General features: G+C 69.8%; 21 protein-coding genes. 2 read left to right on the forward strand and 19 right to left on the reverse strand.

The annotated features are described in order from the left end of the window. Positions 1-3: 3 nt before the first annotated feature. The 12 genes from GB932_RS02160 to GB932_RS02215 all read right to left on the reverse strand — a co-directional run bounded on the left by GB932_RS02160 (position 4) and on the right by GB932_RS02215 (position 15,409). Entirely contained in the window at positions 4-1,428 is a 1,425-nt protein-coding gene (locus GB932_RS02160) for an aminobutyraldehyde dehydrogenase (RefSeq protein WP_438616691.1), read from the reverse strand. Between the two features lie 2 nt (positions 1,429-1,430). Then, entirely contained in the window at positions 1,431-2,810 is a 1,380-nt protein-coding gene (locus tag GB932_RS02165) for an aspartate aminotransferase family protein (protein ID WP_156759079.1), read from the reverse strand. Positions 2,811-2,829: 19 nt separating this feature from the next. Further along, positions 2,830-4,317, reverse strand: coding sequence for a CoA-acylating methylmalonate-semialdehyde dehydrogenase (locus GB932_RS02170; protein WP_156759080.1), 1,488 nt, complete (start codon positions 4,315-4,317; stop codon positions 2,830-2,832). A gap of 33 nt (positions 4,318-4,350) precedes the next feature. Next, on the reverse strand, positions 4,351-5,754 hold the full coding sequence (locus tag GB932_RS02175; RefSeq protein WP_156759081.1) for an NAD(P)/FAD-dependent oxidoreductase: 1,404 nt from the start codon (positions 5,752-5,754) through the stop codon (positions 4,351-4,353). Next, positions 5,751-7,427 (reverse strand): amidohydrolase, encoded by a 1,677-nt coding sequence (locus tag GB932_RS02180; protein WP_156759082.1) that lies wholly within the window; start codon positions 7,425-7,427, stop codon positions 5,751-5,753. Before GB932_RS02180 ends, GB932_RS02175 begins: the two co-directional genes overlap by 4 nt. 44 nt (positions 7,428-7,471) lie before the next feature. Then, complete coding sequence (locus GB932_RS02185) at positions 7,472-7,954, reverse strand: DUF3237 domain-containing protein (RefSeq protein WP_156759083.1); 483 nt, start codon at positions 7,952-7,954, stop codon at positions 7,472-7,474. After that, entirely contained in the window at positions 7,951-9,648 is a 1,698-nt protein-coding gene (gene nikE / locus GB932_RS02190) for a nickel ABC transporter ATP-binding protein NikE (protein WP_156759084.1), read from the reverse strand. Before nikE ends, GB932_RS02185 begins: the two co-directional genes overlap by 4 nt. Continuing rightward, positions 9,648-10,511 carry an ABC transporter permease gene (locus GB932_RS02195; protein ID WP_156759085.1) on the reverse strand — a complete coding sequence of 288 codons (864 nt, stop codon included), beginning with the start codon at positions 10,509-10,511 and terminating at the stop codon, positions 9,648-9,650. Before GB932_RS02195 ends, nikE begins: the two co-directional genes overlap by 1 nt. Further along, on the reverse strand, positions 10,508-11,461 hold the full coding sequence (locus GB932_RS02200) for an ABC transporter permease (protein WP_231915962.1): 954 nt from the start codon (positions 11,459-11,461) through the stop codon (positions 10,508-10,510). The genes GB932_RS02195 and GB932_RS02200 overlap by 4 nt, the downstream gene beginning before the upstream one ends. Positions 11,462-11,501: 40 nt before the next feature. Next, positions 11,502-13,154 carry an ABC transporter substrate-binding protein gene (locus GB932_RS02205; protein ID WP_156759087.1) on the reverse strand — a complete coding sequence of 551 codons (1,653 nt, stop codon included), beginning with the start codon at positions 13,152-13,154 and terminating at the stop codon, positions 11,502-11,504. 129 nt (positions 13,155-13,283) lie between these two features. Then, positions 13,284-13,745: a DUF3237 domain-containing protein gene (locus GB932_RS02210; RefSeq protein WP_156759088.1), complete on the reverse strand. Its 462-nt coding sequence runs from the start codon at positions 13,743-13,745 to the stop codon at positions 13,284-13,286. Further along, complete coding sequence (locus tag GB932_RS02215; protein WP_156759089.1) at positions 13,742-15,409, reverse strand: CocE/NonD family hydrolase; 1,668 nt, start codon at positions 15,407-15,409, stop codon at positions 13,742-13,744. The genes GB932_RS02210 and GB932_RS02215 overlap by 4 nt, the downstream gene beginning before the upstream one ends. A gap of 161 nt (positions 15,410-15,570) precedes the next feature. Here GB932_RS02215 and GB932_RS02220 point away from each other — a divergent pair, with 161 nt between their 5' ends. Beyond that, complete coding sequence (locus tag GB932_RS02220) at positions 15,571-16,143, forward strand: TetR/AcrR family transcriptional regulator (RefSeq protein ID WP_156759090.1); 573 nt, start codon at positions 15,571-15,573, stop codon at positions 16,141-16,143. A gap of 24 nt (positions 16,144-16,167) precedes the next feature. Here GB932_RS02220 and GB932_RS02225 read toward each other — a convergent pair whose 3' ends face one another. Further along, a complete protein-coding gene (locus GB932_RS02225) occupies positions 16,168-16,989 on the reverse strand; it encodes a DUF1345 domain-containing protein (RefSeq protein WP_156759091.1) in 822 nt (273 codons plus the stop codon). 75 nt (positions 16,990-17,064) lie between these two features. Between GB932_RS02225 and GB932_RS02230 the strand changes: the two genes are divergently transcribed. Continuing rightward, positions 17,065-18,024 (forward strand): L-lactate dehydrogenase, encoded by a 960-nt coding sequence (locus GB932_RS02230; protein ID WP_156759092.1) that lies wholly within the window; start codon positions 17,065-17,067, stop codon positions 18,022-18,024. A 63-nt stretch (positions 18,025-18,087) separates the two neighbouring features. On the opposite strand, the gene GB932_RS02235 is transcribed toward GB932_RS02230, so the two are convergent. The 6 genes from GB932_RS02235 to GB932_RS02260 are packed head-to-tail and all read right to left on the reverse strand — an operon-like array spanning position 18,088 to position 24,331. Further along, positions 18,088-19,074: an ABC transporter substrate-binding protein gene (locus tag GB932_RS02235; protein WP_156759093.1), complete on the reverse strand. Its 987-nt coding sequence runs from the start codon at positions 19,072-19,074 to the stop codon at positions 18,088-18,090. A gap of 4 nt (positions 19,075-19,078) precedes the next feature. After that, positions 19,079-19,933: a siderophore-interacting protein gene (locus GB932_RS02240; protein WP_156759094.1), complete on the reverse strand. Its 855-nt coding sequence runs from the start codon at positions 19,931-19,933 to the stop codon at positions 19,079-19,081. 43 nt (positions 19,934-19,976) lie between these two features. Then, positions 19,977-20,783: an ABC transporter ATP-binding protein gene (locus tag GB932_RS02245; protein ID WP_156759095.1), complete on the reverse strand. Its 807-nt coding sequence runs from the start codon at positions 20,781-20,783 to the stop codon at positions 19,977-19,979. After that, positions 20,780-21,838, reverse strand: a complete 1,059-nt coding sequence (locus GB932_RS02250) for a FecCD family ABC transporter permease (RefSeq protein WP_231915963.1) — start codon at positions 21,836-21,838, stop codon at positions 20,780-20,782. Before GB932_RS02250 ends, GB932_RS02245 begins: the two co-directional genes overlap by 4 nt. A gap of 11 nt (positions 21,839-21,849) precedes the next feature. Continuing rightward, entirely contained in the window at positions 21,850-23,337 is a 1,488-nt protein-coding gene (locus GB932_RS02255; protein ID WP_156759097.1) for a FecCD family ABC transporter permease, read from the reverse strand. Between the two features lie 10 nt (positions 23,338-23,347). Next, positions 23,348-24,331, reverse strand: a complete 984-nt coding sequence (locus tag GB932_RS02260) for an ABC transporter substrate-binding protein (protein WP_156759098.1) — start codon at positions 24,329-24,331, stop codon at positions 23,348-23,350. Between the last annotated feature and the right edge of the window lie 10 nt (positions 24,332-24,341).

A 24,341-nucleotide genomic window follows, 5' to 3' on the forward strand; every position in this document is an offset into this window, starting at 1 on the left:
GGCTCACGCGAGCGACGTCATGACGTGCTTCACGCGGGTGTAGTCCTCGAACCCGTAGATCGAGAGGTCCTTGCCGTACCCGGAGTGCTTGAATCCGCCGTGCGGCATATCCGAGACGAACGGGAGGTGCGCGTTGATCCAGACGCAGCCGAAGTCCAGGTCGCGCGACCAGCGCATGGCGCGAGGATGGTCCCGCGTCCACACCGAGGCAGCGAGCGCATATGGCACGCCGTTCGCGAGCGCGAGCGCCTCCTCCCCGGCAGAGAACCGCTGCACGGTGAGCACAGGGCCGAAGATCTCCTGCTGCACGATCTCGTCCTCTTGCCTCACCCCCGAGACGATCGTCGGCGCGTAGTACCACCCACGCTGTCCGACCCGCGAACCGCCCGTCTCGACGCGCGCATGGGCGGGCAGGCGGTCGACGAAGCCCTGCACGCGCGCGAGCTGCTCTGCGCTGTTGAGCGGGCCGTAGAACGCGTCGGGCCCGGGACCCGTCGTGGCATGATCGCGCGCCCTGGCAACGAGGCGAGTGAGGAGGTTGTCGTGCACGGAGTCGTGCACGATGACGCGCGTGGCGGCGGTGCAGTCCTGACCGGCGTTGAAGAAGGCAGCGGCGGCGATCCCCTCAGCGGCCGCGTCCAGGTCCGCGTCGCTGAACACGACAGCGGGCGCCTTGCCGCCGAGCTCGAGGTGCACCCGCTTGAGCTGAGCGGCGGCGGATCCTGCGACCTCCATCCCGGCGCGTACGGACCCGGTGATCGCCACGAGCTGCGGGGCGACGTGGTCGACCAACGCGGCGCCCGTCGAGCGGTCCCCGAGGACGATGTTGAGCACGCCTGCGGGCAGGTGATCGGCGGCCAGCTCTCCGAGGCGCGCCGTCGTCAGCGGCGTGGATTCCGCAGGCTTGAGCACGACCGTGTTGCCCGCCGCGATCGCGGGCGCGATCTTCCAGATCGCCATGTTCAGCGGGTAGTTCCACGGGGTGATCTGCCCGACGACGCCGATCGGCTCCCGGCGCACGAACGACGTGAATCCTTCGGCGTACTCGGCTGCCGCTCGACCGTCGAGCTCACGCGCGGCGCCCGCGAAGAAGCGCAGCTGATCGACGGACTGCGCGATCTCGTCGGTCACGAGCGTCGCTCGCGGCTTCCCCGTGTCCTGCGACTCCAGATCGGCGAACTCGTCGGCGTGCGCCTCGAGCGCGTCCGCCAAGCGGAGCAGAGCGAGCTGGCGCGCCGCCGGCGTGGACGTGCGCCATCCGCGGAATGCATCGGAGGCGGCCCGATACGCGGCATCGACCTCGCTCGCCGGCGAGACCGGCGACTGGCCGTACACCTCCTCGGTGACCGGGTCGACGAGATCGATGGTGTCGCCCGCCGAGTGGACCGGACGTCCCCCGATGATGTTCTGCGGTCGGCTCGGATCCATGCTCATCGCACCCCGGGGAGATGCGCATCGGCCGCGAACAGCGCATCGTCGATGATGTCCAGACCACGGTCGAGATCCTGCTCGGAGATGACGAGGGGCGGTGCCACGTGGATGCGGTTGACGTGCGTGAACGGCCAGAGGCCGGCTTCTCGGCAGGCCGCCGCGACGGCGGCGACCGGTGCTGCCGCGTCGCCCGACGCGTCGAACGGGACCAGCGGATCGCGGGTCTCACGGTCACGCACCAGTTCGATGGCCCAGAACAGGCCCCGCCCGCGGATGTCACCGACGCTGGGGTGTCGATCCGCGATGCGGTGCAGGCGCGGCTCGACCACCCGCTCCCCGAGGTCGCGGACGCGCGCGAGGATCCCGTCTCGTTCGACCACGTCGAAGGTCGCCACACCAGCGGCGCACGCGAGCGGATGGCCCGAGTAGGTCAGACCGCCGGGGAACGGGATCGTGTCGAAATGCGCCGCGATGCGCTCGGAGATCACGACGCCGCCGAGCGGCACGTAGCCGGAGTTCACGCCCTTAGCGAACGTGATGAGGTCGGGCTCGACGTCGAAGGCGTGGAAGGCGAACCACTCGCCGACGCGCCCGAAGCCGACCATGACCTCGTCGGCGATGAAGACGATGCCGTGGGTGTCGCAGAGGGCGCGCACGCCGGCGAGGTATCCCGGCGGCGGCACGAGCACACCGTTGGTCCCCACGATCGTCTCGATGATGATCGCGCCGATCGTGGACGCGCCCTCGAGGATGATCGTCTGCTCCAGGTGCTCGAGCGCGCGGCGCGTCTCCTCATCGGGAGACGACGCGTGAAACGGCGACCGGTACGGGTACGGTCCGAAGAAGTGCACGACGGAGCCGTCTGCGGGCTCATTCGGCCAGCGCCGCGGATCCCCTGTGAGGGAGATCGCCGTCGACGTGCTGCCGTGATAGCTGCGGTACATCGACAGGACCTTTCGCCTGCCCGTGACGAGCCGTGCCAGCCTCACGGCGTTCTCGTTCGCGTCGGCACCGCCGTTGGTGAAGAACACCTTCGAGAATCCGGAGCCCGCGACGCCCGCGATGCGGCGTGCGAGCTCACCTCGGACGTCGTTCGCCATCGACGGCTGGATCGTCGCAAGCTGCCCGGCCTGCCGCTGAATCGCGGCGACGAGGTCCGGATGCTGGTGGCCGAGATTGAGGTTCACCAGCTGGGAGGAGAAGTCGAGGTAGCGATTGCCGCGGTGGTCCCAGAATGTCGCTCCCTCGCCGCCCGCGACCGGAAGCGGATCGATGAGCGCCTGCGCGCTCCAGGAGTGAAACACGTGTGCGCGGTCGTCCGCGCGCACCCTCGTATCCGCGTCGAGATCGGTGCCCGGCCGTGATGTCGTGTCTGCCATGGGAGTCGTCCTTCCGGGATCAGTGATTGCTCGGGAACCCGAGATCGACCTGGCTCGAGGTGTGGTCAGGCCATCGCGTCGTGGTCACCTTCGAGCGCGTATAGAAATGGACGGACTCCGGACCGTAGATGTGCGCATCGCCGAACAGGGAGTCGCGCCATCCACCGAACGAAAACGCCCCGACCGGGACCGGGATGGGCACGTTCACGCCGACCATGCCGATTTCGATGTCGTACTCGAACGATCGCGCCGTCCCGCCGTCGCGCGTGAAGATGGCGGTCCCGTTTCCGAACGGATTCCGGTTGATCAGGTCGACGGCCTCGTCATAGCTCTGAACGCGGACGACGGCCAGCACCGGCCCGAAGATCTCTTCGTCGTAGACCTTCATCCCCGGGTGAACGTGGTCGATCAGGCTGACGCCGGTGAAGAAGCCCTCGCCATCGAAACGGCGCGCCGTGCCGTCGACGACCACCGTCGCGCCTTCGGCCGCGGCGCCGGCGACGTAGGCGGCGACCTTGTCGCGGTGCGCTGCGGAGATGAGCGGCCCCATCTCCGAGGCGGGATCAGTGCCGGGACCGATCACCAGCCGGGTCGTGCGCGCCGCGATCCTCGACACGAGAGCGTCCGCGACCTGATCCCCTACGGCGACGAGCACCGACACGGCCATGCAGCGCTCTCCTGCGGATCCGTAGGCCGCGGAGACGGCCGCGTCGGCGGCGCCATCGAGGTCGGCATCGGGCATCACCACCATGTGGTTCTTCGCACCGCCCAGCGCCTGCACGCGCTTGCCGGCGGCGCTGGCGCGTTCGTAGATCGAGCGCGCGATGGGCGTCGAGCCGACGAAGCTGATCGCCCGCACATCGGGGGCGTCGAGAAGGGCGTCGACGGCCACGCGGTCGCCCTGCACGACGTTCAGCACGCCCGCGGGGAGGCCCGCCTCCTCGTACAGGCCCGCGAGGAACAGCGCCGCACTCGGATCCTTCTCACTCGGCTTGAGCACCACCGTGTTCCCGCATGCGATGGCCGAGGCCGTCATCCACAGCGGCACCATGACGGGGAAGTTGAAGGGGGTGATGGCCGCGACGACGCCGACGGGCTGCTTCGTGGAGTGGACGTCCACCCCGCGCGCGACCTGCTCGGCGCGCTCGCCCTTCAGCAGGTGCAGCAGCCCCGCCGCGAACTCGACGTTCTCGATGCCGCGACTGATCTCGCCCCTGGCGTCAGAGAGCACCTTGCCGTGCTCGCTCGTGATGATCGCGGCGAGCTCGTCCTGGCGCTCCACGAGCAGCTGGCGCAGCCGGAAGAACACGTCCGCGCGGCGGACGAGTCCGGTCGCGCGCCAGCCGGGCAGCGTGGCCTTCGCCGCGGCGACCGCGGCGTCGACCTCGGCGGGAGTGGCGAACGCCACCTCGTGCTGCGCCGTGCCCGTGGCCGGGTCGAAGACGGTGCCGGTTCGCTCCGCGATCGCGGTCTGCTGCGCGGCGATGTGATGACGGATCAGATTCATGAAGGGTCCTTATCGGATGGCGGAGAGATCAGGTCAGGAGTCGAAGCCGAGCCCGAGGGCGTCGAGGGAGCGCAGCAGGAGGTTGCGGCGCCCGCGATCGTGATCGGCGCGGTTCAGCGCCCAGCGCGTCGCATTGATCCCGATCGCCGCGGCCGGTTCGGGCGGGAACGGCAGCGGGCGCCTGCGCACCATCTCGAGCTCGGTGCGCTCGGTCATCTCCCCCGCGACCAGGTCGAGCATGACGTCGGCCGCGAAGCGCGACGCCGCGACGCCGAGGCCCGTGAAGCCCGAGGCATAGGCGACGGATCCACCCCGCGCCTTGCCGAAGAAGGCGCAGAACTGCGTCGAGGTGTCGATCGCGCCTGCCCACCGGTGGCTGAAGGTCAGGCCCTCGAGCTGAGGGAAGGTCGTGAAGAAGTGCGACGCGAGCCGTTCGTGGGACGCGATGCGGTCTTCGTATCGGCTCCGCACACGACGGCCATAGTGGTAGATCGCGTCGTAGCCGCCGAACAGGATCCGGTCGTCCGCCGTCCGGCGATAGTAGTGGAACTGGTTCGCCAGATCCGACAGACCCTGGCGATTCTTCCAGCCGATCGCGTCCTGCTGATCGGCCGACAGCGGATCGGTCATCAGCACGTAGTCGTACACCGGAACGGTCATCAGCCGATTGCGCTTGAGAAGCGAGGGGAAGACGTTCGTCGCGAGCACCGCCTTCGTCGCGCGCACACGACCATCGGCCGTCACGACCTCCGGCGAGGCTCCTCCCTCGAGTGCGCGGACGGGCGATCCCTCGAAGATCTCGACGCCCAGATCCGTCGCGACGCGGGCCAGCTCCATCGCGAGCTTCGCCGGGTGCACGAGGGCGCTGCTGTCGCGGTCCCAGGCGCCCGCGAGGAAGGTGGGTGAGGAGACCTCCGCGCGGACGGCGTCCGCGTCGAGGAACTCGGCGGATCCGCGGAGCCAGTCGACCTGATGGGGCTCGACCGCGACGCTGAGGACGCCCGGGCGCTCGAAGTCGACATCCATCCCGTATCGGTCGACCGCCTGCTCGATCTCGTCGAGGTTGCGGCGGCCCATCTCGTCGATCAGGTCGATCTCGCCGGGCCAGCGCTTCTCCCCGTTCTCACGGCCGTGGGTGAGACTCGCCTCGCAGAATCCGCCGTTCCGACCAGAGGCGGCCCAGCCGATGCGGCTCGCCTCGAGTACGACGACGTGCTGATCGGGATTGCGCTCCTTCGCACGCACCGCCGCCCAGAGGCCCGTGTAGCCGCCGCCGACGATCGCCAGATCCGCGTCGACGGTCGCCTCGAGCCGCGGGCGCGTCGGCCGCTCGATGTCGTCGAGCCAGAACACTGCGTGCCGCGCGGACGCCAGGGCGCTTGCGATCGTCTGCGGCGAGGGCGCCCTGCGCTCGAAGACCGTCGTGTGCGGACTCATGCGTCGCGCCCCTGATCCTGTGCGCTGTCGGCCCGGAACACGATGTCGCCGCGGACGACCGTGGCGGCTGTGCGCACCGACGCGATCGCCTCGGGCGGCAGGTCGAACGGGTCCGCGGTCGCCACGGCGAGATCGGCGCGCTCGCCGACGCGCAGCCGACCGGGGCGGCCGAGGACCAGTGCGGTCGATCCGCTCGTGTAGGCGCCGAGCGCCTGTGCGAGGCCCAGCGACTGGTGCTCGGCATCCAGCGTCGCGGGCGCGGTCGGGCCGGGCAGGGCGGGGACGCCGGGAGGGGGCGGCGCCCAGCGGTTGACCGCCACGTGGATCGCGAGCCACGGGTCGGCCGGCGAGACGGGCCAGTCTGACCCCATCGCGAGCGCCGCGCCGCCGTCGGCGATCGCGCGGAACGGATAGCCCTGCTCCATCCGCTCCTGCCCGATCAGCTCGACGACGAAGGGATCGGGTGCGGCCCAGAGGCCCTGTATGTTCGCGGTGATGTTCAACGGCCCGAAGCGGCGCGCGTCCTCGGGACGCACCATCGACAGGTGCGCGATGTGGTGCCGCGGCCCCACGCCATGCCGTGCCCGAGCCGCCTCGATCGCGTCGAGCGCGACGCGGACCCCGCGATCCCCCATGATGTGCAGGTGCAGGGCGAAGCCCGCCGAATCGAGCTGCGAGACGAATGCACGGATCGCCGCCTCGTCGAAGTGCAGCTCCCCGGCGAAGCCGTCGTCGCCGTGGTTGCAGTACGGCTCCAGCAGCGCAGCCGTCTCACCGTGCGGCACCCCGTCGATCATCGCCTTCGCCGTCGATGTCGGGAACCCGGCCGCGGCGTTCTGGGCCCGCAGGTCGATGAACCGGTCGACGAGCGCGGGCACCTCCGCCTCGGTCAGCCCAGGCGGCACCCACAACGCGCCGGACACATCGCTCGTGAGCGTCCCGTCCGCGATGGCCCGGTGATAGGCGGGCGTGCAGTCAGCCTTGCCGTTGAACTCGCCGAGGATGGCCTCGTGCCAGCCCGTGATGCCGAGCGACCGGAGGTGATCCTGCGCGTTCAGCAGACCGGCGTGCATCTCGTCCACCGTCGCGTCGGGGATCACCCGTCCGACGAGCTCCGCGGCGCTCTCGTTGAGGTAACCGGTCGGCTCACCGCGCTCGTCGACGTGGATATGCCCGTTGTGCGGCTGCGGTGTGGATCGATCGACACCCGCGAGCGCGAGCGCCGCCGAGTTCACCCACAGGGTATGGTGCCCCGCATCGCTCAGCGCGACGGGCCGATCCGGAACGATCTCGTCGAGCATCTGCCGAGTCGGCGTGGGGAGCAGCTCGTGGTCCCACCCTCCGCCGGTGAGCCAGCCGCTGCCGTGCCGCGCCGCGGCCTGTCGGATCAGATCGAACATCTCGGCGACGCTCCTCGCGGCGCTGAGGTCGAGACTCATCCGCTCCACGCCGGCGAACGCCGCGTGCACATGCGCATCGACGAATCCGGGATGGATCAGCCCTCCATCCGCGTCGATCGTCCGGGTGCGGGCGTGCGCGAGCGCGCGCACGTCCTCATCGGATCCCACTCGGATGATGCGGTTGCGCGCGACGGCGACGGCGGTGCTCTGCGTGCGGATGTCGCCGTCGAACACGCGTCCGCCTGTGATCACGAGGTCAGCCGATTCGGCCATGGTGTGTCGACTTTCTGTGGGAGATGGGGAGGAGGAAGGGCGCATCAGACGAGGCGGAGCACTCGGATGATGACGACACCTGGTTCCGCTCTGGCGTAGCCGACGAACTGCGACTCTGTGAGCCACTGGAGGTCCGGGTGATCGGTGCGGAACTCGAATGCCGTCCGGTAGTAGAGGTCGGTCTCCTCCACCCGTTCGCCGGCGAGCATCCTCGCGAACGTCGCCTCGTCTGTGCGCCAGATTCCGCGGTTGACGACCTCGACGCCGGCCGGCCCGTCTGGAAGATCGGCCATGATCACATAGCGCGCATCGAGCGAGACCGTGAGGCCGCGCCCGACCCACCAATCGCCTCCGCTGGCGAGGACGGTGCCCTCGAGACGCGGCCCGGTGACGGCGCCGCCGGTGATGCGGGCGAAGTGCCGCCCCTCCCCGGGCGTCCTCGCGCCGAGTGGCACGGGGTCGTCGACGCGGCACCGCAGCTCGAAGCAGTGCTCGAGCGACGGCTCCATCAGGTTCTCCGTCGTCATCGTCGTGTCTCTCCTGGTGTGTGGATGATCTGGCTGCCGGTCACGATCGGCAGCGCCTGGGTGCGGCCGAGGCGCCGTCTCCGCGGCGTCCACCCCTCTCGCGGGATCGAGTCGAGCAGCAGCCGGGTGTACTCGTGTGTCGGGGCATCGAGGATCTGCGTGGCCGTGCCGCGCTCCGCGATCCGGCCCTCGCGCATGACGACGACGTGGTCGCAGAGGCGCCTGATCACCGTGAGGTCGTGTGTGATCATCAGCAGGGCGACTCCCGTCTCCCGACGGATCCCATCGAGAAGGGTGAGGATCTCGACCTGCGTCGTCACGTCGAGCGCCGAGACGGCCTCGTCGAGCACGAGGAGGGAGGGCTCCGCGGCGAGCGCACGAGCGATCGCGACGCGTTGCCGTTGGCCTCCTGAAAGAGCGCGCGGTCGCGCGTCGAGGAGTGCCTCGTCGAGGCGCACCTGCGCCATCAGCTCGTCCACGCGCGCGTCGATGGCGGCTCGGGCTTCCCGCGGTCGATGCACTCGGATCGCCTCGAGGAGGCACTGTCGGATCGTCTGGCGTCGGTCGAGCGACTGATAGGGATCCTGGAACACCATCTGCGCGACCTTCGCTCGACGCCGCCGGTCGCGACCGCGTCGAGCTGGGGTGCCCCAGTCCTCGTCGCCGACCGAGATCGTCCCGTGGTCGGCGCGCTCGAGGCCGAGCAGGAGGCGGGCAGTCGTCGACTTGCCCGACCCGGACTCACCGACGATGCCGAGCGACCCGCCTGCCGGGAGCGACAGCGACACGTCGTCCACCGCGACAAGTGTCGCCTTCCGGCCGCGCGCGCTGCGCACCCGGTAGGACTTCCTCAGACTCTCGATGGTGACGAGAGGGGTCTCCCCGGCGACATCGGCCTCGATCGGCGGCTCATCCGCGAGCGACGCCGACATCAGCGCGCGCGTGTACTCGTCGCGCGCATCCGTTCGCATCGTCGCGGCATTCAGTGTCTCGAGGATGCGGCCGTTCCGCATGACGTTCACGCGATCGCAGACCGCGCTCGCGAGGGCGAGGTCGTGGGTGATGAAGAGCAGAGACAGGTCGCGGTTCGTGCGTAGCTCGGCGATCACGGCCATGACCTCCTCCTGCGTCGTCACGTCGAGGGCCGTCGTGATCTCGTCGGCCAGAAGGATGTCGGGATCCATCGCGAGTGTCGCCGCGATCATCACGCGCTGCAGGAGACCGCCCGAGAGCTCCGCGGGGTGCTGGCGCATGCGCCGCGCGGGATCCGTGATTCCGACTTCGTCGAGCAGGTCCATCGCCCGCGCGCGGGCGGTGTCCGCCTTCTCGCGGGCGACGTGGAGCAGCGCCTCGGTCATGAAGTCGCCGATCGTGCGCAGCGGGTTCAGATGAGCGCGCGGGGATTGGAAGATCATTCCCACCCGACGCGCGCGCAGCGCCGTCACCTCCCGTGGATCCATCGATCGCAGCTCGCGTCCGTCGATCCGGACATCGCCTCGCGTCGTGAACCCAGCGGGAAGCAGGCCCGCGATGGCTCGTACGGTGAGCGTCTTCCCGGATCCGGATTCTCCGACGAGGCCGACCGCCTCGGCTCGACCGACAGACAGGGAGCTCTCGAACACAAGCTGCCGCCGGCCGCCCGCGTCAGGGGCGAAGATGTCGAGATCGGAGATCTCGAGCACGGGAGTATCCATCACTGCTCCTTCCGTTCCGCCCAGGCCGTGACCCGTGCGCCGATCACGCCGACCGAGAGCACCGTCACGACGACGAGCACGGCGGGGAATACCGACTGCTCCGGCGCGCCCGCGAGGATGCCGACCTGACCGCTCGAGATCATCGATCCCCAATCGGGTGCCGGCGGCTGCTGCCCCAGACCGAGGAACGAGATCGCGGCGAGGTCGAGCATCGCGTACCCGAATCCGACCGCCATCTGCGCCGCGAGGATCGGGACCATCGCGGGAATCAGGTGTCGGAAGCAGATCGCAAGGCTCGAGACTCCCTGCACGCGCAGGGCGGCGATATAGGGACGCCCGAGCTCTCGAGCGGCAGCCGACTGCGACAGCCGCGCGACGACCGGGATGTAGGCGATCGAGAGCCCGATGATCGGGGCGGCGAGCCCCTTGCCGAAGATCGCCACTGCGAGCACGGCGATCACGAGGCCCGGGATCGCGAAGATCACGTCGATGATCCGCGCGATCGCGCCGCTCACGATCCCGCCGAACCAGGCGCTCGCGACGGCGAGGGTTCCACCGATGACCGTGGAGACGAGCACCACGACGATCGGCGCGAAGACGCTGGTCGCCGCGCCCGCGAGCGTGCGGGACAGGATGTCGCGCCCCACATCGTCTGTGCCGAACGGATGGGCGAGGCTCGGCGCGCCGTTGATGGGGCCGACGTACAGATCGTTGGGCCCGTAGGGCGACAGCCAGGGTCCGGCGATGGCGACGACGGTGACGATTCCGAACACGATGAGTGCGACGCAGAACGTCACGTCACGACGCGCGGCGCGGCGGGCGATGCCGGGAAGGGATCCCTTTCCGATCTGGGCGACGCTCATGAGCGGCCCCTTCCCGCGACGCTCGACGGATCGATGAGGAGGCTGATCAGATCGGCGACCGCGTTCAGCACGACGAAGATCGCGACGAGCAGCAGCGACACGATCTGCACGACGGGCAGATCGGCTCGTGCCGCTGCCTGGACGAGCAGCGAGCCGAGGCCGCCGAGGCCGAAGGCGACCTCGGCGATCGCCGACGCGGCGAACAGGCCGGCGACGGTCGTCCCCGAGATCGCCAGGATCTGCGGGGCGGCGTTCCGGAAGACGTGCACGCCGAAGATGCGCGCACGTGGGATGCCGCGCACGCGCGCCGTGTCGACGTGCTCCGCCTGCAGCTGCGCCACGAGCGAGCCCCGGGTGACGCGACTGACGTACGCGTTGAAGAGCACGGCGAGCGACACCGCGGGGAGGGCCAGGTGCCAGAGGCGATCCCAGAACCCCCCGCCCTCGCCATAGACGGGAAACCAACCGAGCGTCTTCGCGAAGATCCAGATCATCAGGATCGCGACGACGAAGGTGGGCAGCGCCATCCCGAGCGAGGTGAGGATCACCATCGCGCGGTCCACGCCCCCGCCGCGGACGGCGGCGAGCACGCCCGAGCCGACGCCGAAGACGACGATGATCGCCATCGTCAGCAGCACCAGCTGCAGCGTGATGGCGAACCGCGGTGCCACGAGCGTCATCACGTCGGTCTGATAGACGTACGAGCGCCCGAAGTCACCGTGCAGAACCCCCGTGAGCCAGTCGCCATAGCGCACCCAGACGGGCTCGTCGAGACGGTGCTCGTCGCGGATCCGCTCGATCAGCTCGGGAGTCGGCTTAGCGCCCCCGGCGAGCGCCGCGATCGGGTCGCCGGTCAGGAGGACGGCCGAGAAGATCCCGACGCTCGCGAGGACGAGCGTCAGCAGCAGGCCGCCGAGCCTCCCGAGCACCGTTCTGGCTACGAGGTTCACAATGCGCTTTCTCCAGTCCGTCGCGTCATCCGCCGAACGACTACTTGCCGCCGAGATGCAGCGCCCACGGCGTGCCGTAGGCGGCGACGGACGTCGTCACGCCCGTCAGGTCGTCGCTGATGTATGTGAGGTGATAGGTGCCCGCCAGCGTGACCTGGAGCATGTCCGCGGCGAAGATCTCCTGCGCCGCCACGTACTCCTCGGCCGCGGCCGCGGCGTCGGTCGCGTTGCGCGCGGCGGTCATGTGCGCGGTGACGTCGGGCTCGTCGTAGCCGCTCCAGTTGAAGACTCCGCCGAGCTCCTCGGGGAGCATGAACAGCGACGGGTAGCCCAACACGCCCGGGAGCTCGAGGTACCCCTGTGTCGCCACGAAGTCGATGCCTTCGCGGGCGCCGGCGTCGTAGAACATCGCCCCGAAGTCGGAGGCCTGCATCGCGTCGATCTCGATGTCGATGCCGATCTGCTTCGCCGCGCTCTGGATGATCGTCGCCGTCTGCTGGAACTCCGTCGCCCCTGCGGGCACGGCGAGCACGAGAGGCGTGCTCAGGTCGGCATCGCTCTCCTCGACGAGGCGCTTCGCCTCATCGAGGTCGAGCACCGGCTCAGGCAGCGCATCATATGCGCCCTGATACGTCTCGGCCTCGTCCATCGATTGGAAGGAGAGCTCGGGCACGATCGTCTTCTGCGCAGCACCGAGACCGCTGACCACCGTGTCGATGTACTGCGTGCGATCGATCGCGAGGCTCAGCGCACGGCGGATATTCGGATCCGCCGCGGGGCCCGTCGCAGACGCGGGGCCGAAACTGTACGACGCGGTCGACGGGCCGACCACCAGCGACCCCGCTCCGTCGCCTTCGAAGGCGGCGCGACCGCTCGGCGGGACATTGATCGCCCCGTCGATCTCGCCCTGTGTGAGGGCCGTCGTCAGCGTCGAGCTGTCGGTGACGAAGGTGTAGGTGAGGGTGTCGACGAGCGGTGCACCCCGCCAGTGGTCCTCGTTCGCGGTCGTGACGATGTCGCCGCCTGGCGTCCACCCGCCCTCTTCGAGCTGATACGGCCCGGTGCACATCAGGCCGCCCTCGGCGGTGCCGAGCGCATCGCCCGCCTTCTCTCCGAACTCCTTCTGCATCACCGCGGATCCCTGCCCCGCGAGCGCATCTCGGAACGTCGTGTCCGGCGCGACGAGGTTCACAGTCACTTCGTTCGGTCCGGTGACGACGATGCCGACCTCGGGATCCGGGACGACCAGCGCGAAGGCGGCGAACCACTGCGACGCCGGATCCATGCTCCGCCGGAGGCTGTATGCGACGTCCTCGGCCGTGACGGAGTCGCCGTTCCAGAAGGTCACGTCTTCGCGGAGCGTGATGACGAAGGTGACGGGGTCCACGAACTCGGCCTTCGAGGCGATCCCCGGCTCGATCGAGAAGTCGGGCTGCAGCGACAGCAGGTTGTCGCAGAGGTTCGGGATGATGAGGTTCGCGGAGGCCGCGGGGTCGAGCGTCGCTGGTTCGCCCTCGACGATCGCCCACGTGACCTCGTCCACCGGCTGCGTGCCGGCGGGCAGGGAGTCGACGAGCGTCACGTCGCCGAAGCCGCCGTCACCGCCTGTCCCGCCGTCCCGCGGCGCGCACGATGCGAGGGCGAGAACGCCCGTGAACACGATCGCACCCATCGTCAGAGCTGTTGTCTTCATGATCTTCATTCCCGTCGTCTCAGCGCGTCGTCTTCTCGGTTCGTCGTCGAACCGCCGTCGCTTCGCGCGATGTTCTGTGTTCTGTGTTCTGCTGCGGTCGATCGGGCGGGTGGCCCGCTGTACGGGACCTCAGCGCACGAGGAAGATGCGGATGCAGACCTGACCGCCCTCGTCGCGGGCAAGGCCGACGAACTGGTTCTCGGCCAGCCATCGATGCGGGGGGCCGTCGGTCTGGAAGACGGGCGCGGTGCGGAAATAGAGCCCGGGGTCGTCCTCGGGGACGTCCTCTCCGCGCTCCATCCGCTCGATCACGTCGTCCGTCGCTCGGAAGTACCCGCGGTTGAGCACGTCGATCACGAATCCGTCGTCGGCGCGGATCATGTATCTGGCCTCGAGCTGCGCCGTCCCGAAGCGCTCCACGGCCCAGTCCCCGCCGCCGCCCAGCACCTCGCCGTTGAGACGCGGACCGGCGACGGCGCCGCCGGTGACGGGTGTGAAGGACAGGCGCTCCTCGGGACCACGACCGATGTGCACATCCGTGTCGATCGTCGCGCGGATCTCGAAGACGAACTCCAGCTCGGGCAGGTTCATGGCAGGTCCCCTTCCAGGACGGTGAGGGTGAGGGCGAGCCCCGTCGGCCCGCCGACGACGAGCGATTGGGTGTTCCGATGCGTCTCGCCCCACGTCCACGGGTCGGCCCCCGTGCCCGTCTGCGGCAGAAATTCGGGGAAGTCGCTGCTGCATACGTGCACGCGGAGCCGGTGCCCGGCCCTCAGCCGGTATCCGATGTGCCCGAGATCGATGCGGAGAGTCTCGGGCTCTGTCGCTCCGTGCAGCTGCAGCTGGCCGCGCGCGATCCGCAACGCGGATCCATCGGGGCCGACGTCGAGCACGCGCACGAAGCAGTCGGCGGTCGGCCCCGACGAGGTGAAGCGCACCCGCGCGGCCGCCGGACCGGCGAGATCGACGTCGCCCGCAAGCGGGGGCGAATCGAATCGGAGCACGTCATCACGATCACCGAGCGGTGCCTCGTCGGGGCGGTGCAGGAGGTAGGAGAACGCGTCGGGCGCCGCCGAAGGGACGACATCGTCGGGGTCGTGTGTCCAGGAGAGCGTCGCCTCTTCTCCCGGCTCGTCCGCCACGAGCGTCCCCTCCGAGGTCGCCCATCGCGTGACGCTCCGCGTTCCCTCCGGCGGCCAGCACGCGCTCTCCCTCTCGCCCTCGGTCCCCGCCAGGTTCCACGCGACGCGCGGCACATCCGAGGCTGCCCCGTTGCCGCGCACGAAGATCTCGAAGAACGCGAGGGCGGGATCGAGCGTGCGCGGCAACAGGTCGCGGACCTGCTCGGCGCTGCGCTCGGCGACGAGGTCCTCCTCCGCGTCGAGCAGAGCGAAGCCCTCGTGATCGATCGACTCGAGCCGGAGGAAGTGGTGCGCGTCCCAGTTCGGATGTCGGTGGATCCGATCGACGTCCGCCCACGCGAGCGGCGCGCAGTTGTCCCACCAGCCGATGGTGTGCAGTGCCGGGACCGAGCGCCCGGCGAACGCGTCCCCGGCCGGGAATCGCGAAAGCAGCACGGGGTTCGGGTACCACTGGTCATACGAGAGTCCGCGCGAACCGACCTGCGCCATGAACTCCTCCGCCTGGGCGGCGAAGTCGCGACGCGACCAGTCGGGCTCCCAGTGGATCATGTCGCTGTCGAAGAACTGGGTCAGCGGATACATGTACGTCACCGCCCACTCGACGTCGCGTGTGCGCTTCCCGGCGACACGTCGGATCGGCTCGCCAAGGCCCGTTCCCGTCACGCGCGGTGCGATCGCCATGAGTGCGGGGTGCCCGCTCGCGGCCGCCGCCCACTGCGTGTAGCCGTAGTAGCTGTCGCCCCACATCGCGACGCGGCCGTTCGACCACGGCTGTCGGATGATCCACTCGATCGTGTCGTAGCCGTCGTCGACCTCGTTGACGAACAGGAGCGCCTCGCCCTCCGAGCGGAACTTCCCACGCACATCCTGCGCCACGACGCGATATCCGCGCGCCATGAAGTAGGCCGCGATCTCGGGGATGAAGCAGTACTCGCCAGATTTGTCGTATGGCAGGCGGATGAGGATCGTGTCACCCGGCTCCGCGTCCGGTGCCTGCGGAGCACCGGGCAGATAGACGTCCGCTGCGAGCAGGACCCCGTCGCGCATTCGCACGCGAGCCGAGGATGCGAGCTCGCTCTCAGGCGCCGGCTCGATGCGGTGAATCTCGGGCATGTCGCTCCTTCGTGACGCCGCACTCGGGGTGCGGATGACGGTCACGCTACGGACGTCGACGTTTCTAGTCAAGTCCGACTAGACTATTGTTTACCCGGACGTTACACACGGCGAGGGGCGCAGATGCGGTCCGACCGCCTGCGATGAAAGGAGACCGACGCATGGCACGCCCATCAGTCGCCGCGGAGCGACGTGAACAGATCATCGGCGCGACGATGACGACGATCGCCGAGCACGGAATCCACGGCACGACACTCGATCGCATCGCCGATGCGGTAGGCATGTCCCGCGGCCACGTGCGCCACTTCGTCGGAAACCGCGACAAGCTGCTTCTCGACACGGCGGTCGCTGTCTTCGCCGACGACAGCGGCGCGGTCGGCTCGATTCTGCCCGCCGGCGTCCAGAATATGCGGGGCGCGTTGGACTACCTCTTCGGCGTCGAGTTCGGCGGCCCCGACGTCGAGAACGCCATCGTTCTCGGCCTCGTCGAGTTCTCTCGGCAGAGGCCCGAGATCGCGGAGGTGCTCACGACGGCATATACCCGCACACGCGTCCAGCTGCGCGAGCTCATCGCTCGGGAGCGTCCGAACGCGTCCCCCGAGTCCTGCGCCACCGCGGCCTATGGCGTGCTCACGTGTGCTCTCGGATCGGTGTTCCTGGGCGATTTCGACCGCGATCCGTCCCGGCTCGCGCACGCGCGGGCGGCTGCGGAGGCACTGCTGTCCGCGGTCTGACCCGTCGACGTCCGCACGCCCGCCTCACCCGCTCACGAGCAGCGACACGATCATCGCGATGATGACGGTGTTGAACGCAAAGGCCGTCACGCCGTGGATCGCGACGTTGCGGCGGGCGGCGCGCGTGAGGACGTCGACGTCGGTCGTCCCGAACGTCATCTGCACACTGAGCGAGAAGTACACGTAGTCGGAGAAGCCGATCGCCTCGCCGCCGGGGAATCGGAGCCCTGTCGCGTCCTGGTCGACGTAGTTCTCGGCGAACAGGAGCGCCATGTTGATCCAGCTCGAGACGACGAAGGCGAGCGTCAGGGCGACGAGGGCGGTCTCGCCGCGCAGCGCGGGCGAGAACACGAGCATCGCGACGACGACGAGCACGACGAGCGGTGTCTGCACCGCGAGGGCCCGCGCGCTCGAGGTCATCCCGAAGTCGCGCACCTTCGACATCCGCACCGACCGCCGCAGGCGCCCGCCCTCGGTTCCCCACAGCCCCAGCACCGTCAGGATCGAGTGCGCGAGCGTGTACACGATGCCGACGATCACGAGCAGCGGCAGGATGGCCGAGCGGTCGGGCGGGCCCGGATCCAGGAGCGTCCGCGCGACGAAGATCGCCGTCGGGACGAGGACCGCGAGGGTCGCGATCCAGCTGCGCCGCTGCGCTGACGCGAGCCAGCGCGGCGGGCGCGGATCGGCGTCGCGCTCGGGGACGACGGGGGCGACGGCCGGCGAGTCGGACCCGTGGGAAGCGGATCCGCGCGGCGCCTGCAGGCGCGCCCCGGCGACGAAGGCGATCAGGGGCGCGATCGCGGCGAACGCGAGCAGGGAGCGCTCGCGGAGGGATGAGGCCATGGATCCAAACTACGGCGTCCGGGCGCCGGCGCACGAAGCCTTCCCCGCCGCGGCGCGCGCTGAGAGGATGACGGTATGACCGGCATCGAGAGTCCGAAGGTCACGATCGTCGGCGCGGGGGCCGTCGGATCCGCGACGGCGTACGCGATGCTCATCCGCGGCGCGGCGCGCGATGTCGTGCTCTACGACATCAACGCCGCGCGGGTGAGGGCGGAGGCGCTCGACCTGGCTCACGGGGCGATGTTCACGGGATCCGGGTCGGTGATCGGGTCGAGCGACATCGCGGCGACGGCCGGATCGCATGTGATCGTCGTGACCGCGGGCGCGGCGCAGAAGCCAGGACAGACGCGCCTCGAACTCGTGGAGACGAACGCGCGCATCTTCGCGACGATGATCCCTCAGCTCGTCGAGGCGTCGCCCGACGCGATCGTCATCGTCGTGACGAATCCGTGCGATGTGCTGACGATGCTCGCCGTCGAGCGGACGGGCATGGATCCGGCGCGCCTGTTCGCGTCGGGGTGCGTGCTCGACACGTCGCGGCTGCGATGGATGCTCGCCGAGCGGGCGGGCGTCGCCGAGAGCTCGGTGCACGCCCTCATCGTGGGCGAGCACGGCGACACCGAGTTCCCGCTCTGGTCATCCGCCTCGATCGGCCCGGTCCCGCTGCTCGAGTGGACTCGCGGGGGCGAGCGGGTCTTCGCGTCCGGCGATCTCGACGACATCGCCCGCGAGGTGCGCACGGCGGCGTACACGATCATCGAGGGCAAGGGCGCGACGAACTATGCGATCGGGCTCGCGTCCACGCGCATCGCGGAGGCGGTGCTGCGCGACGAGAACGCGATCCTCCCCGTCTCGACCGTGCTCACGGGATACCTCGGGATCGACGGTGTCGCGATGTCGGTGCCGTGTCTCGTCGGCCGCGCCGGCGCGACCCCGGTGCGCGAGATGCAGTTCTCGGACCGCGAGCTCGAGCAGCTGCGCGCGTCCGCGGAGACGCTGACGCGCACGGCGGACGCGGCGCGCGAGACGATGTGATCTCGCGCCCCGTGTCACCTGCCCTGGCGCTCGCGGCCCGAAGCCCCGCGCCGTGCTCGCCGCCTATTCGGCCGGCGCGAGGAAGAGCTCCTCGATGTCATCGAGGATGAGTTCGAACCCGTCGATGTCGACGCTGTTCCACACGCCGGAGCTCACGAAGTGGACCCGGTCGTTCTCGACGGCGGGGAGCCTCTCCCACAGGGGCGAGGATTCGATCCTCTCGCGCTCGCCGTCCGCGGTGTCGTCGACGTAGACGAACAGCATGTCGGCGGAGTCGAGAAGGTCGAGGTTCTCCTCACTGACGTCGATGCTGAAGTCGTCGGGATCGGTCTGCCCCTCAGGCTGGGCGATGCCGAGGGCGCGGAAGGCGATGCTCTCCGACGTCCCGATCCGAATCGAGTAGCTTCCGTCCGCGCTGACGCGCAGCGTCGAGACCGGCTGATCGGTGAGGTCGGCGGCCGCGACCCGCGCCTTCAGCTCGGCGAGCCGATCGTCGAGCTGTTCGAGACGCGCATCGGCCGTCTCCTCCTCGCCGAGGGCGCGGGCGACCTCGGTGAAGTTCTTCTTGATCTCGTCGAGATGAACGTAGTTGTAGACGTACCCGAAGGTCGGCAGCGCCTCGGCCGCCTTGTCGTACGTCTCCTGGTTCCAGGGGTCGTCCTCGAAACCGGCGAAGGTGATGAAGAGATCGGGGTCCTGTGCGAGGACCTTCTCCCAGTCGAGTTCGCTGTTGTCTCCGACCAGAACGACGTCCTCCATTCTGTCGGCCAGGTAGGTCGGCAGGGAGTTCGGATTGACCGGCGACGCCACGGGCGTCACGCCCAGCGAGAGGAGGTTCGCGAGCGTGACGCTGTCGCCGGCGACCACGCGCTGCGGATCGGACGGGATCTCGACGTCACCGAAGTAGTCCTCGATCTCGTGAGTCGCCGACGCGGCGTCGTCGTCACCCGCGCCGGCGTCACCGGAGCAGGCGGTCAGGGCGAGGCCTGCGGCGAGCAGGGCGGCGGTGGGCATCGCCCAGCGACGCCGCCGACGTGTGAGGTGCGTCATCCGCTCATCGCCTGCCGTTCGAGATCGAAGGGGCGCCCTCGGTGGGTGCCGCCTGCACAGGCTGCGGTGTCTCGGCGTTGACCTCACGCACCCAGTCGCCCTTGATGGCGCGCCACTGCTCGTCGTCGTACCCCCGCCGCCAGTAGGGAGAGCACGACAGGTGGTCCAGGTCGACGATGCGCTCGCGCAGCAGCACACGGCGCACCGCGCGGGTGGCGACGGCCTCGCCGTGCACGAAGGCGCTCACCACCCCCTCGGGGCGCGGCAGGGCGGCGACCGCGTCGGCGAGCAGCGCGTCCGGATCGGCGCGACCGGCTCGATGCACCCACTGGATGCTCAGTTCGCCGGGCGAGGACAGCGCGATCTCTCCGGCGGCGTCATCGACCTCGGCGACGATCGTCACCGGCCTACCGGCCGGAACCGACTCCGCGCAGACCGCGATCGCCGGCAGCGCGCTCTCGTCGCCGACGAAGAGATAGGCATCGGCCTCGGGATGCGGAAGGTACCCGTCCGCGGGACCGCGGAACTGCAGCCGGGCCCCCGGCTGCGCGCCCAGCGCCCAGCGCCCGGCATACCCGACGTCGCCGTGGGCGGCGAGGTCGAGCGTGAGCTCCCGGCGCACCGGATCCCATGCCCGCACCGTGATCCGGCGCGGATAGGGCCGCTGGTCCCTCGGCAGCTCGCGAACCGACTCCGCGTCGAACGGCACGCCATATGGCGCCGCATCGGGCAGGAAGAAGCAGTTCACGTAGGCGTCGGAACTCTCCGAGGGCTGGAATCCCGCGAGGCCCTCACCGCCCAGCACGACCCGAATCAGCTGCGGTGTCAGTCGCTCGGTCGCGACCACTTCTCCGTACATGCGCCCACCTCTCGAACTTAGATAACCCTAACCTAAGTTCGAGTCATCGCATGGCCACCGCCCGTCGTGCGCCCACCGGAACGATCAGGGGCCGGGAGGAGACAGGGTCGGCGAGCACCACGCTCTCGAGGCCGAAGACCTCCCTGAGGAGCTCGGCGGTGATCAGCTCACCGGGCGCGCCGGAGGCGACGACCGCTCCATCGCGCATCACGATCAGGTGGTCGCTGTAGCGAATCGCCAGGTTGAGGTCGTGCAGCACCATCACGATGGTGCGCCCCAGCTCGGCCTGGAGCTGATCGACGAGGTCGAGCACCTCGACCTGGTGGGCGAGGTCGAGGTAGGTGGTCGGCTCGTCCAGCAGGAGCACGTCGGTCTCCTGAGCCAGCGCCATCGAGATCCAGGCCCGCTGGCGCTGACCCCCGGAGAGCTCGTCGACCGGGCGTCCGGCGAGGCTCTGCATGCCGGTCAGCCGGAGTGCGGCCTCGACCTCAGACTCGTCATCGCTCGACCACTGCCGCCACCAGGACTGGTGGGGATGGCGCCCCTTGGCCACGAGATCGGCGACCGTGAGACCCTCCGGCGCAACGGGCGACTGGGGCAGCATCCCCAGCACCCGGGCGACGTCACGTGTGCGCATCGAGGTGATCGCCTTGCCGTCGAGCATGACTCGGCCGGCCTGCGGCGCGAGCAGCCGCGCGAGCGCGCGCAGCAGGGTGGACTTTCCGCAGCCATTGGGACCGATGATCGTCGTGATGGCACCGGCGGGGATCTCCGTGGTGAGCCCCTCGACCACCAGTCGGTCGCCGTACCCGAGTGTGAGGTCGCGGGCGGACAGCTCGTGGGACGTCATCGAGAGAGCCTTCGATTGGTGCGGATGATGAGATACATGAGGAAAGGGCCGCCGATCGCGGTGGTGACCACGCCGACGGGCAGCTCGACCGGCAGCAGCACCCGGGCGACATAGTCGCTGCCGACGACCAGCGCGGCGCCCATCAGACCGGATGCCAGCAGAGGGGGGCCCGCTGTCCTGAGGATGCGCAGGGCCAGCTGTGGGGCGACGAAGGCCACGAAGCCGATCGGGCCCGCGGCCGTGACGCACATCGCGGCCAGCAGCACCGAGGCGATCAGCAGCGCGGCCTGACTGGTGCGGACGCGGACGCCGAGAGCCCGCGCCGTCTCGTCCCCGAGCTTCAGCGCCGACAACGGAAACGCCATGGCGATCGCCACCGTGCCGATCGCGATGACGGCGATCGCCGCCCGCGCATCACCCCAGTCGCGGCCGTTCAGCGAACCGTTGAGCCATACCGTCGCCCGGGTGACGTCCCAGATGTCGCCCACGACGAGCATCCACGATGTGAGTGCGACGAGGATCGCGTTCGTCGCGATCCCCACGAGGATCAGCCGGAACCCCTCGATGCCGCGGCGCCAGGCGAGCAGGTAGATGGCGGTCGCGGTGAGCAGACCGCCGAGCAACGCGGCCGTCGGCACCCCGAAGGTCGCGCCGATGACGGTCGATCCGCCGAGGACGATCACGGCGACGGCGCCCGCGCTCGCACCGGCCATGATGCCCAGGATGTCCGGGCTGGCCAGCGGGTTGCGCGTGATCGACTGGGTGATCGCGCCCGAGATGCCGAGGCCGAGGCCGACGAGGACGCCGATGACGGCGCGCGGCAGCCGGAGGTCCATCACGATGAACCGCTCGGCGTCGGTTCCGCCGCCGAACAGAACCTGGGCGACGCCCCCGATGCTGATCGGGTAGTCACCCTGGCCGATGCCGGCGCAGACCAGGAGGAAGACGATCGCCGCGAACGCCAGGTGCGCGACCACGAGGCCCGGGCGCCACACCATCGAGATGCGCCCCAGTCTCACGGCGCGGCGTGACGGGGCCGCCACTGCCTCTCGCACGCCCGCCCGGCTCATAGGCTCGCCAGCTTCCGCCGGCGCACGAGCGCGATGAAGAACGGGCCGCCGACGAGCGCGAGCACGATCCCGACCTGCAGCTCGCCCGGCCGCACCACCACGCGGCCGATGACATCGCAGATCGTCAGCAGGGTGGCCCCGATCAGCGCAGAGTACGGCAGGATCCAACGGTAGTCCGGGCCGGTGATCGCGCGGGCGATGTGGGGCACGACCAGCCCGACGAAGCCGATCGGTCCGCAGGCGGCCGTCGCCGTGCCGGCCAGAAGCGTGATCGCCGCGACGCCCGCGATCCGGCTGAGCAGGATGCTGCCGCCGAGCGAACGCGCGACATCCTCGCCGAGGCTCATCAGGTTGAGCCCGGGAGCGCTGGCCAATGCGATCACCATCCCGGCGGCGAAGAACGGGAGGAGCGGCGTCAGGACATCCAGGCCGCGAGCCGCGACCGACCCGACCACCCAGAACCGGTATGAGTCCAGGGTGTCCTGGTCGAGCAGCACCACCGCCGCAGTGATCGAGGAGAGGAAGGCGGCCATCGCCGCGCCGCCGAGGATCAGCGAGATCGGCGAGAGAGCGCGGCCGCCCATCGCGGCCAGCCCGAAGACGACGATGGTGGCGACGAACGACCCGGCGAGGGCGAACCACACCGTGCCGGTCGCCGAGCCGACGCCCAGGAGCAGGGTGGCGAGGACGACGGCGCAGGCCGCCCCCGCGCTGACCCCGAGGATGCCGGGGTCGGCCAGCGGGTTGCGGGTGTGCCCCTGGATCATCGCGCCCGCCATACCGAGCGCCAGGCCGGTGACGAGGGCGAGCAGGGTCCTCGGCAGTCGCAGACTGCGGACGATGATCTCGGAATCGCTCGCGCTGACGCCGTAGGGTGGGGCGATCGCCGCGCCGATCTCGGCGAGGCTGAGTGGTCGGGCGCCGACGGCGACGCTCGCCAGCGCCACGACGAGGAGCAGGAGCGCACAGACCACGAGCCCGGTGATGCGGCGTGTCCGCATCGAGGCGGGAGACGCCTCCGCGACGTGCTCGACGAATCCTTCGTCGACGGCCGTCGCCCGGCGGACCACCTCGCGTGAGGAGAAGAGCAGCAGGCTCGACCGCGCTCCGAGCGGCTGGCCATCACGCCCGCGGGCGACCAGCCCGAACCATGTCTTGCCGACCGATGAGCCGGTCCGGCCCTGGGCGAAGCCGAGGTTCCAGACGTATGTCGCCGCGGTCGCCACGACCGCCATCGCTCCGAAGATCAGCCGGTCGGCCTGCCCGCCGCCGTTCACGTCCCGCAGGGAGTGCACGATCAGCGCCCCGACGATCGCCGGCGCGGCGGCGACCGCCGCATCGGCGATCGCCGCGAGCAGGCGCAGCGGCAGGGGCGCCGGGCCGCGCGGGACCTCGACCCTGGTGTGGTCGCCCCGCTGTGCGGCTCCGGCCTCGCGCGCGAGCAGGCCGGAGAGCGCCGCGGTCTCGGGCTCGCTCTCCGTCATCCGCGTCGCCTCAGAGCCCCTCTGCGCTCTCGAGGTGGTCGGCATACTCGCCGATGATGTTCGCGTAGCTCTCGTAGCTGTACGGGGCCGCGGGATACCACGCGTACTGCTGACCGGCGACCACCGCCGGCAGGTTCCGCCAGATCTCCATGTCGCGGATCGCGTCGAGTCCGGAGGCGTCGCGGGCGTCGACGAGCAGCACATCGGCGTGGTGCTTGCCGAGGTTCTCCAGGCTCACCTGCTCCCACACGCCCGATTCGTCCGGCGTCACCTCGGCGAACTCCACCCCGAGATCGGCCAGGTGGGCGAGGTCGGGGTGCTGCGCGGGATTCGCGAACCACGCTCCGTCCTCGGTCACCGACAGCGCGAGCACGACGAGCTCGGGGTCGCCTTCGGAGGCCTCCGCGACCCGCCCGCCCGCCGCCTCGAACTCGGCCTTCGCCTCAGCGATGTCCGGCTCGGCGCCGAGCCGTTCGGCGAGGTCCACGAAGGCCTCGATCTGCTCGGTCACGGACAGACCGGTCAGCTGCATGCCGATTGTGGGCGCCACTTCGGTGATCTGCCCTTCGACTTCTCCGGCATACCAGAGGGTCTCGAGGTCGAAGGTCATGTCGATCAGCAGATCGGGGCCGAGGGCGGCGTACTCCTCGACGCTGAATTCGCCCCACGTCGTGCCCAGCACGGTCATCTGAGAGGGATCGATGTCGCCGGCCTGGTAGTCGAGCGGGTCGGGCAGCTCGCCGAAGACACCGGCGGCCTGATATCCGTTGTCCCACAGCGCGGCGGCGACGCTGGTCTGCGCGACGACGACCTCAGGCGTACGGTCGAGCGACACCGCCGTCCCGCGCGCGTCGGTGTAGCTGAACGGATGGGACCGGTCGGATCCGGCCGGCTCACTCGGTTCGGTGTCCGACGAGCAGGCGGACACTGCGAGCACCCCGAGCACGGCCGCGCCGACGAGGACGCGGCCCGATAGGCGAGGCGGCATGGTCATCTTCTCTCCG

It is taken from the genome of Microbacterium karelineae, assembly GCF_009745985.1.
GTDB lineage: Bacteria > Actinomycetota > Actinomycetes > Actinomycetales > Microbacteriaceae > Microbacterium > Microbacterium karelineae.

What these genes read in the sequence shown, in the direction of transcription:
- GB932_RS02160 (WP_438616691.1), bottom strand. Translation starts at nt 1,428, where the DNA reads ATGGATCCGAGCCGACCGCAGAACATCATCGGGGGACGTCCGGTCCAC.
- GB932_RS02165 (WP_156759079.1), bottom strand. Translation starts at nt 2,810, where the DNA reads ATGGCAGACACGACATCACGGCCGGGCACCGATCTCGACGCGGATACG.
- GB932_RS02170 (WP_156759080.1), bottom strand. Translation starts at nt 4,317, where the DNA reads ATGAATCTGATCCGTCATCACATCGCCGCGCAGCAGACCGCGATCGCG.
- GB932_RS02175 (WP_156759081.1), bottom strand. Translation starts at nt 5,754, where the DNA reads ATGAGTCCGCACACGACGGTCTTCGAGCGCAGGGCGCCCTCGCCGCAG.
- GB932_RS02180 (WP_156759082.1), bottom strand. Translation starts at nt 7,427, where the DNA reads ATGGCCGAATCGGCTGACCTCGTGATCACAGGCGGACGCGTGTTCGAC.
- GB932_RS02185 (WP_156759083.1), bottom strand. Translation starts at nt 7,954, where the DNA reads ATGACGACGGAGAACCTGATGGAGCCGTCGCTCGAGCACTGCTTCGAG.
- nikE (WP_156759084.1), bottom strand. Translation starts at nt 9,648, where the DNA reads ATGGATACTCCCGTGCTCGAGATCTCCGATCTCGACATCTTCGCCCCT.
- GB932_RS02195 (WP_156759085.1), bottom strand. Translation starts at nt 10,511, where the DNA reads ATGAGCGTCGCCCAGATCGGAAAGGGATCCCTTCCCGGCATCGCCCGC.
- GB932_RS02205 (WP_156759087.1), bottom strand. Translation starts at nt 13,154, where the DNA reads ATGAAGACAACAGCTCTGACGATGGGTGCGATCGTGTTCACGGGCGTT.
- GB932_RS02210 (WP_156759088.1), bottom strand. Translation starts at nt 13,745, where the DNA reads ATGAACCTGCCCGAGCTGGAGTTCGTCTTCGAGATCCGCGCGACGATC.
- GB932_RS02215 (WP_156759089.1), bottom strand. Translation starts at nt 15,409, where the DNA reads ATGCCCGAGATTCACCGCATCGAGCCGGCGCCTGAGAGCGAGCTCGCA.
- GB932_RS02220 (WP_156759090.1), top strand. Translation starts at nt 15,571, where the DNA reads ATGGCACGCCCATCAGTCGCCGCGGAGCGACGTGAACAGATCATCGGC.
- GB932_RS02225 (WP_156759091.1), bottom strand. Translation starts at nt 16,989, where the DNA reads ATGGCCTCATCCCTCCGCGAGCGCTCCCTGCTCGCGTTCGCCGCGATC.
- GB932_RS02230 (WP_156759092.1), top strand. Translation starts at nt 17,065, where the DNA reads ATGACCGGCATCGAGAGTCCGAAGGTCACGATCGTCGGCGCGGGGGCC.
- GB932_RS02235 (WP_156759093.1), bottom strand. Translation starts at nt 19,074, where the DNA reads ATGACGCACCTCACACGTCGGCGGCGTCGCTGGGCGATGCCCACCGCC.
- GB932_RS02240 (WP_156759094.1), bottom strand. Translation starts at nt 19,933, where the DNA reads ATGTACGGAGAAGTGGTCGCGACCGAGCGACTGACACCGCAGCTGATT.
- GB932_RS02245 (WP_156759095.1), bottom strand. Translation starts at nt 20,783, where the DNA reads ATGACGTCCCACGAGCTGTCCGCCCGCGACCTCACACTCGGGTACGGC.
- GB932_RS02255 (WP_156759097.1), bottom strand. Translation starts at nt 23,337, where the DNA reads ATGACGGAGAGCGAGCCCGAGACCGCGGCGCTCTCCGGCCTGCTCGCG.
- GB932_RS02260 (WP_156759098.1), bottom strand. Translation starts at nt 24,331, where the DNA reads ATGACCATGCCGCCTCGCCTATCGGGCCGCGTCCTCGTCGGCGCGGCC.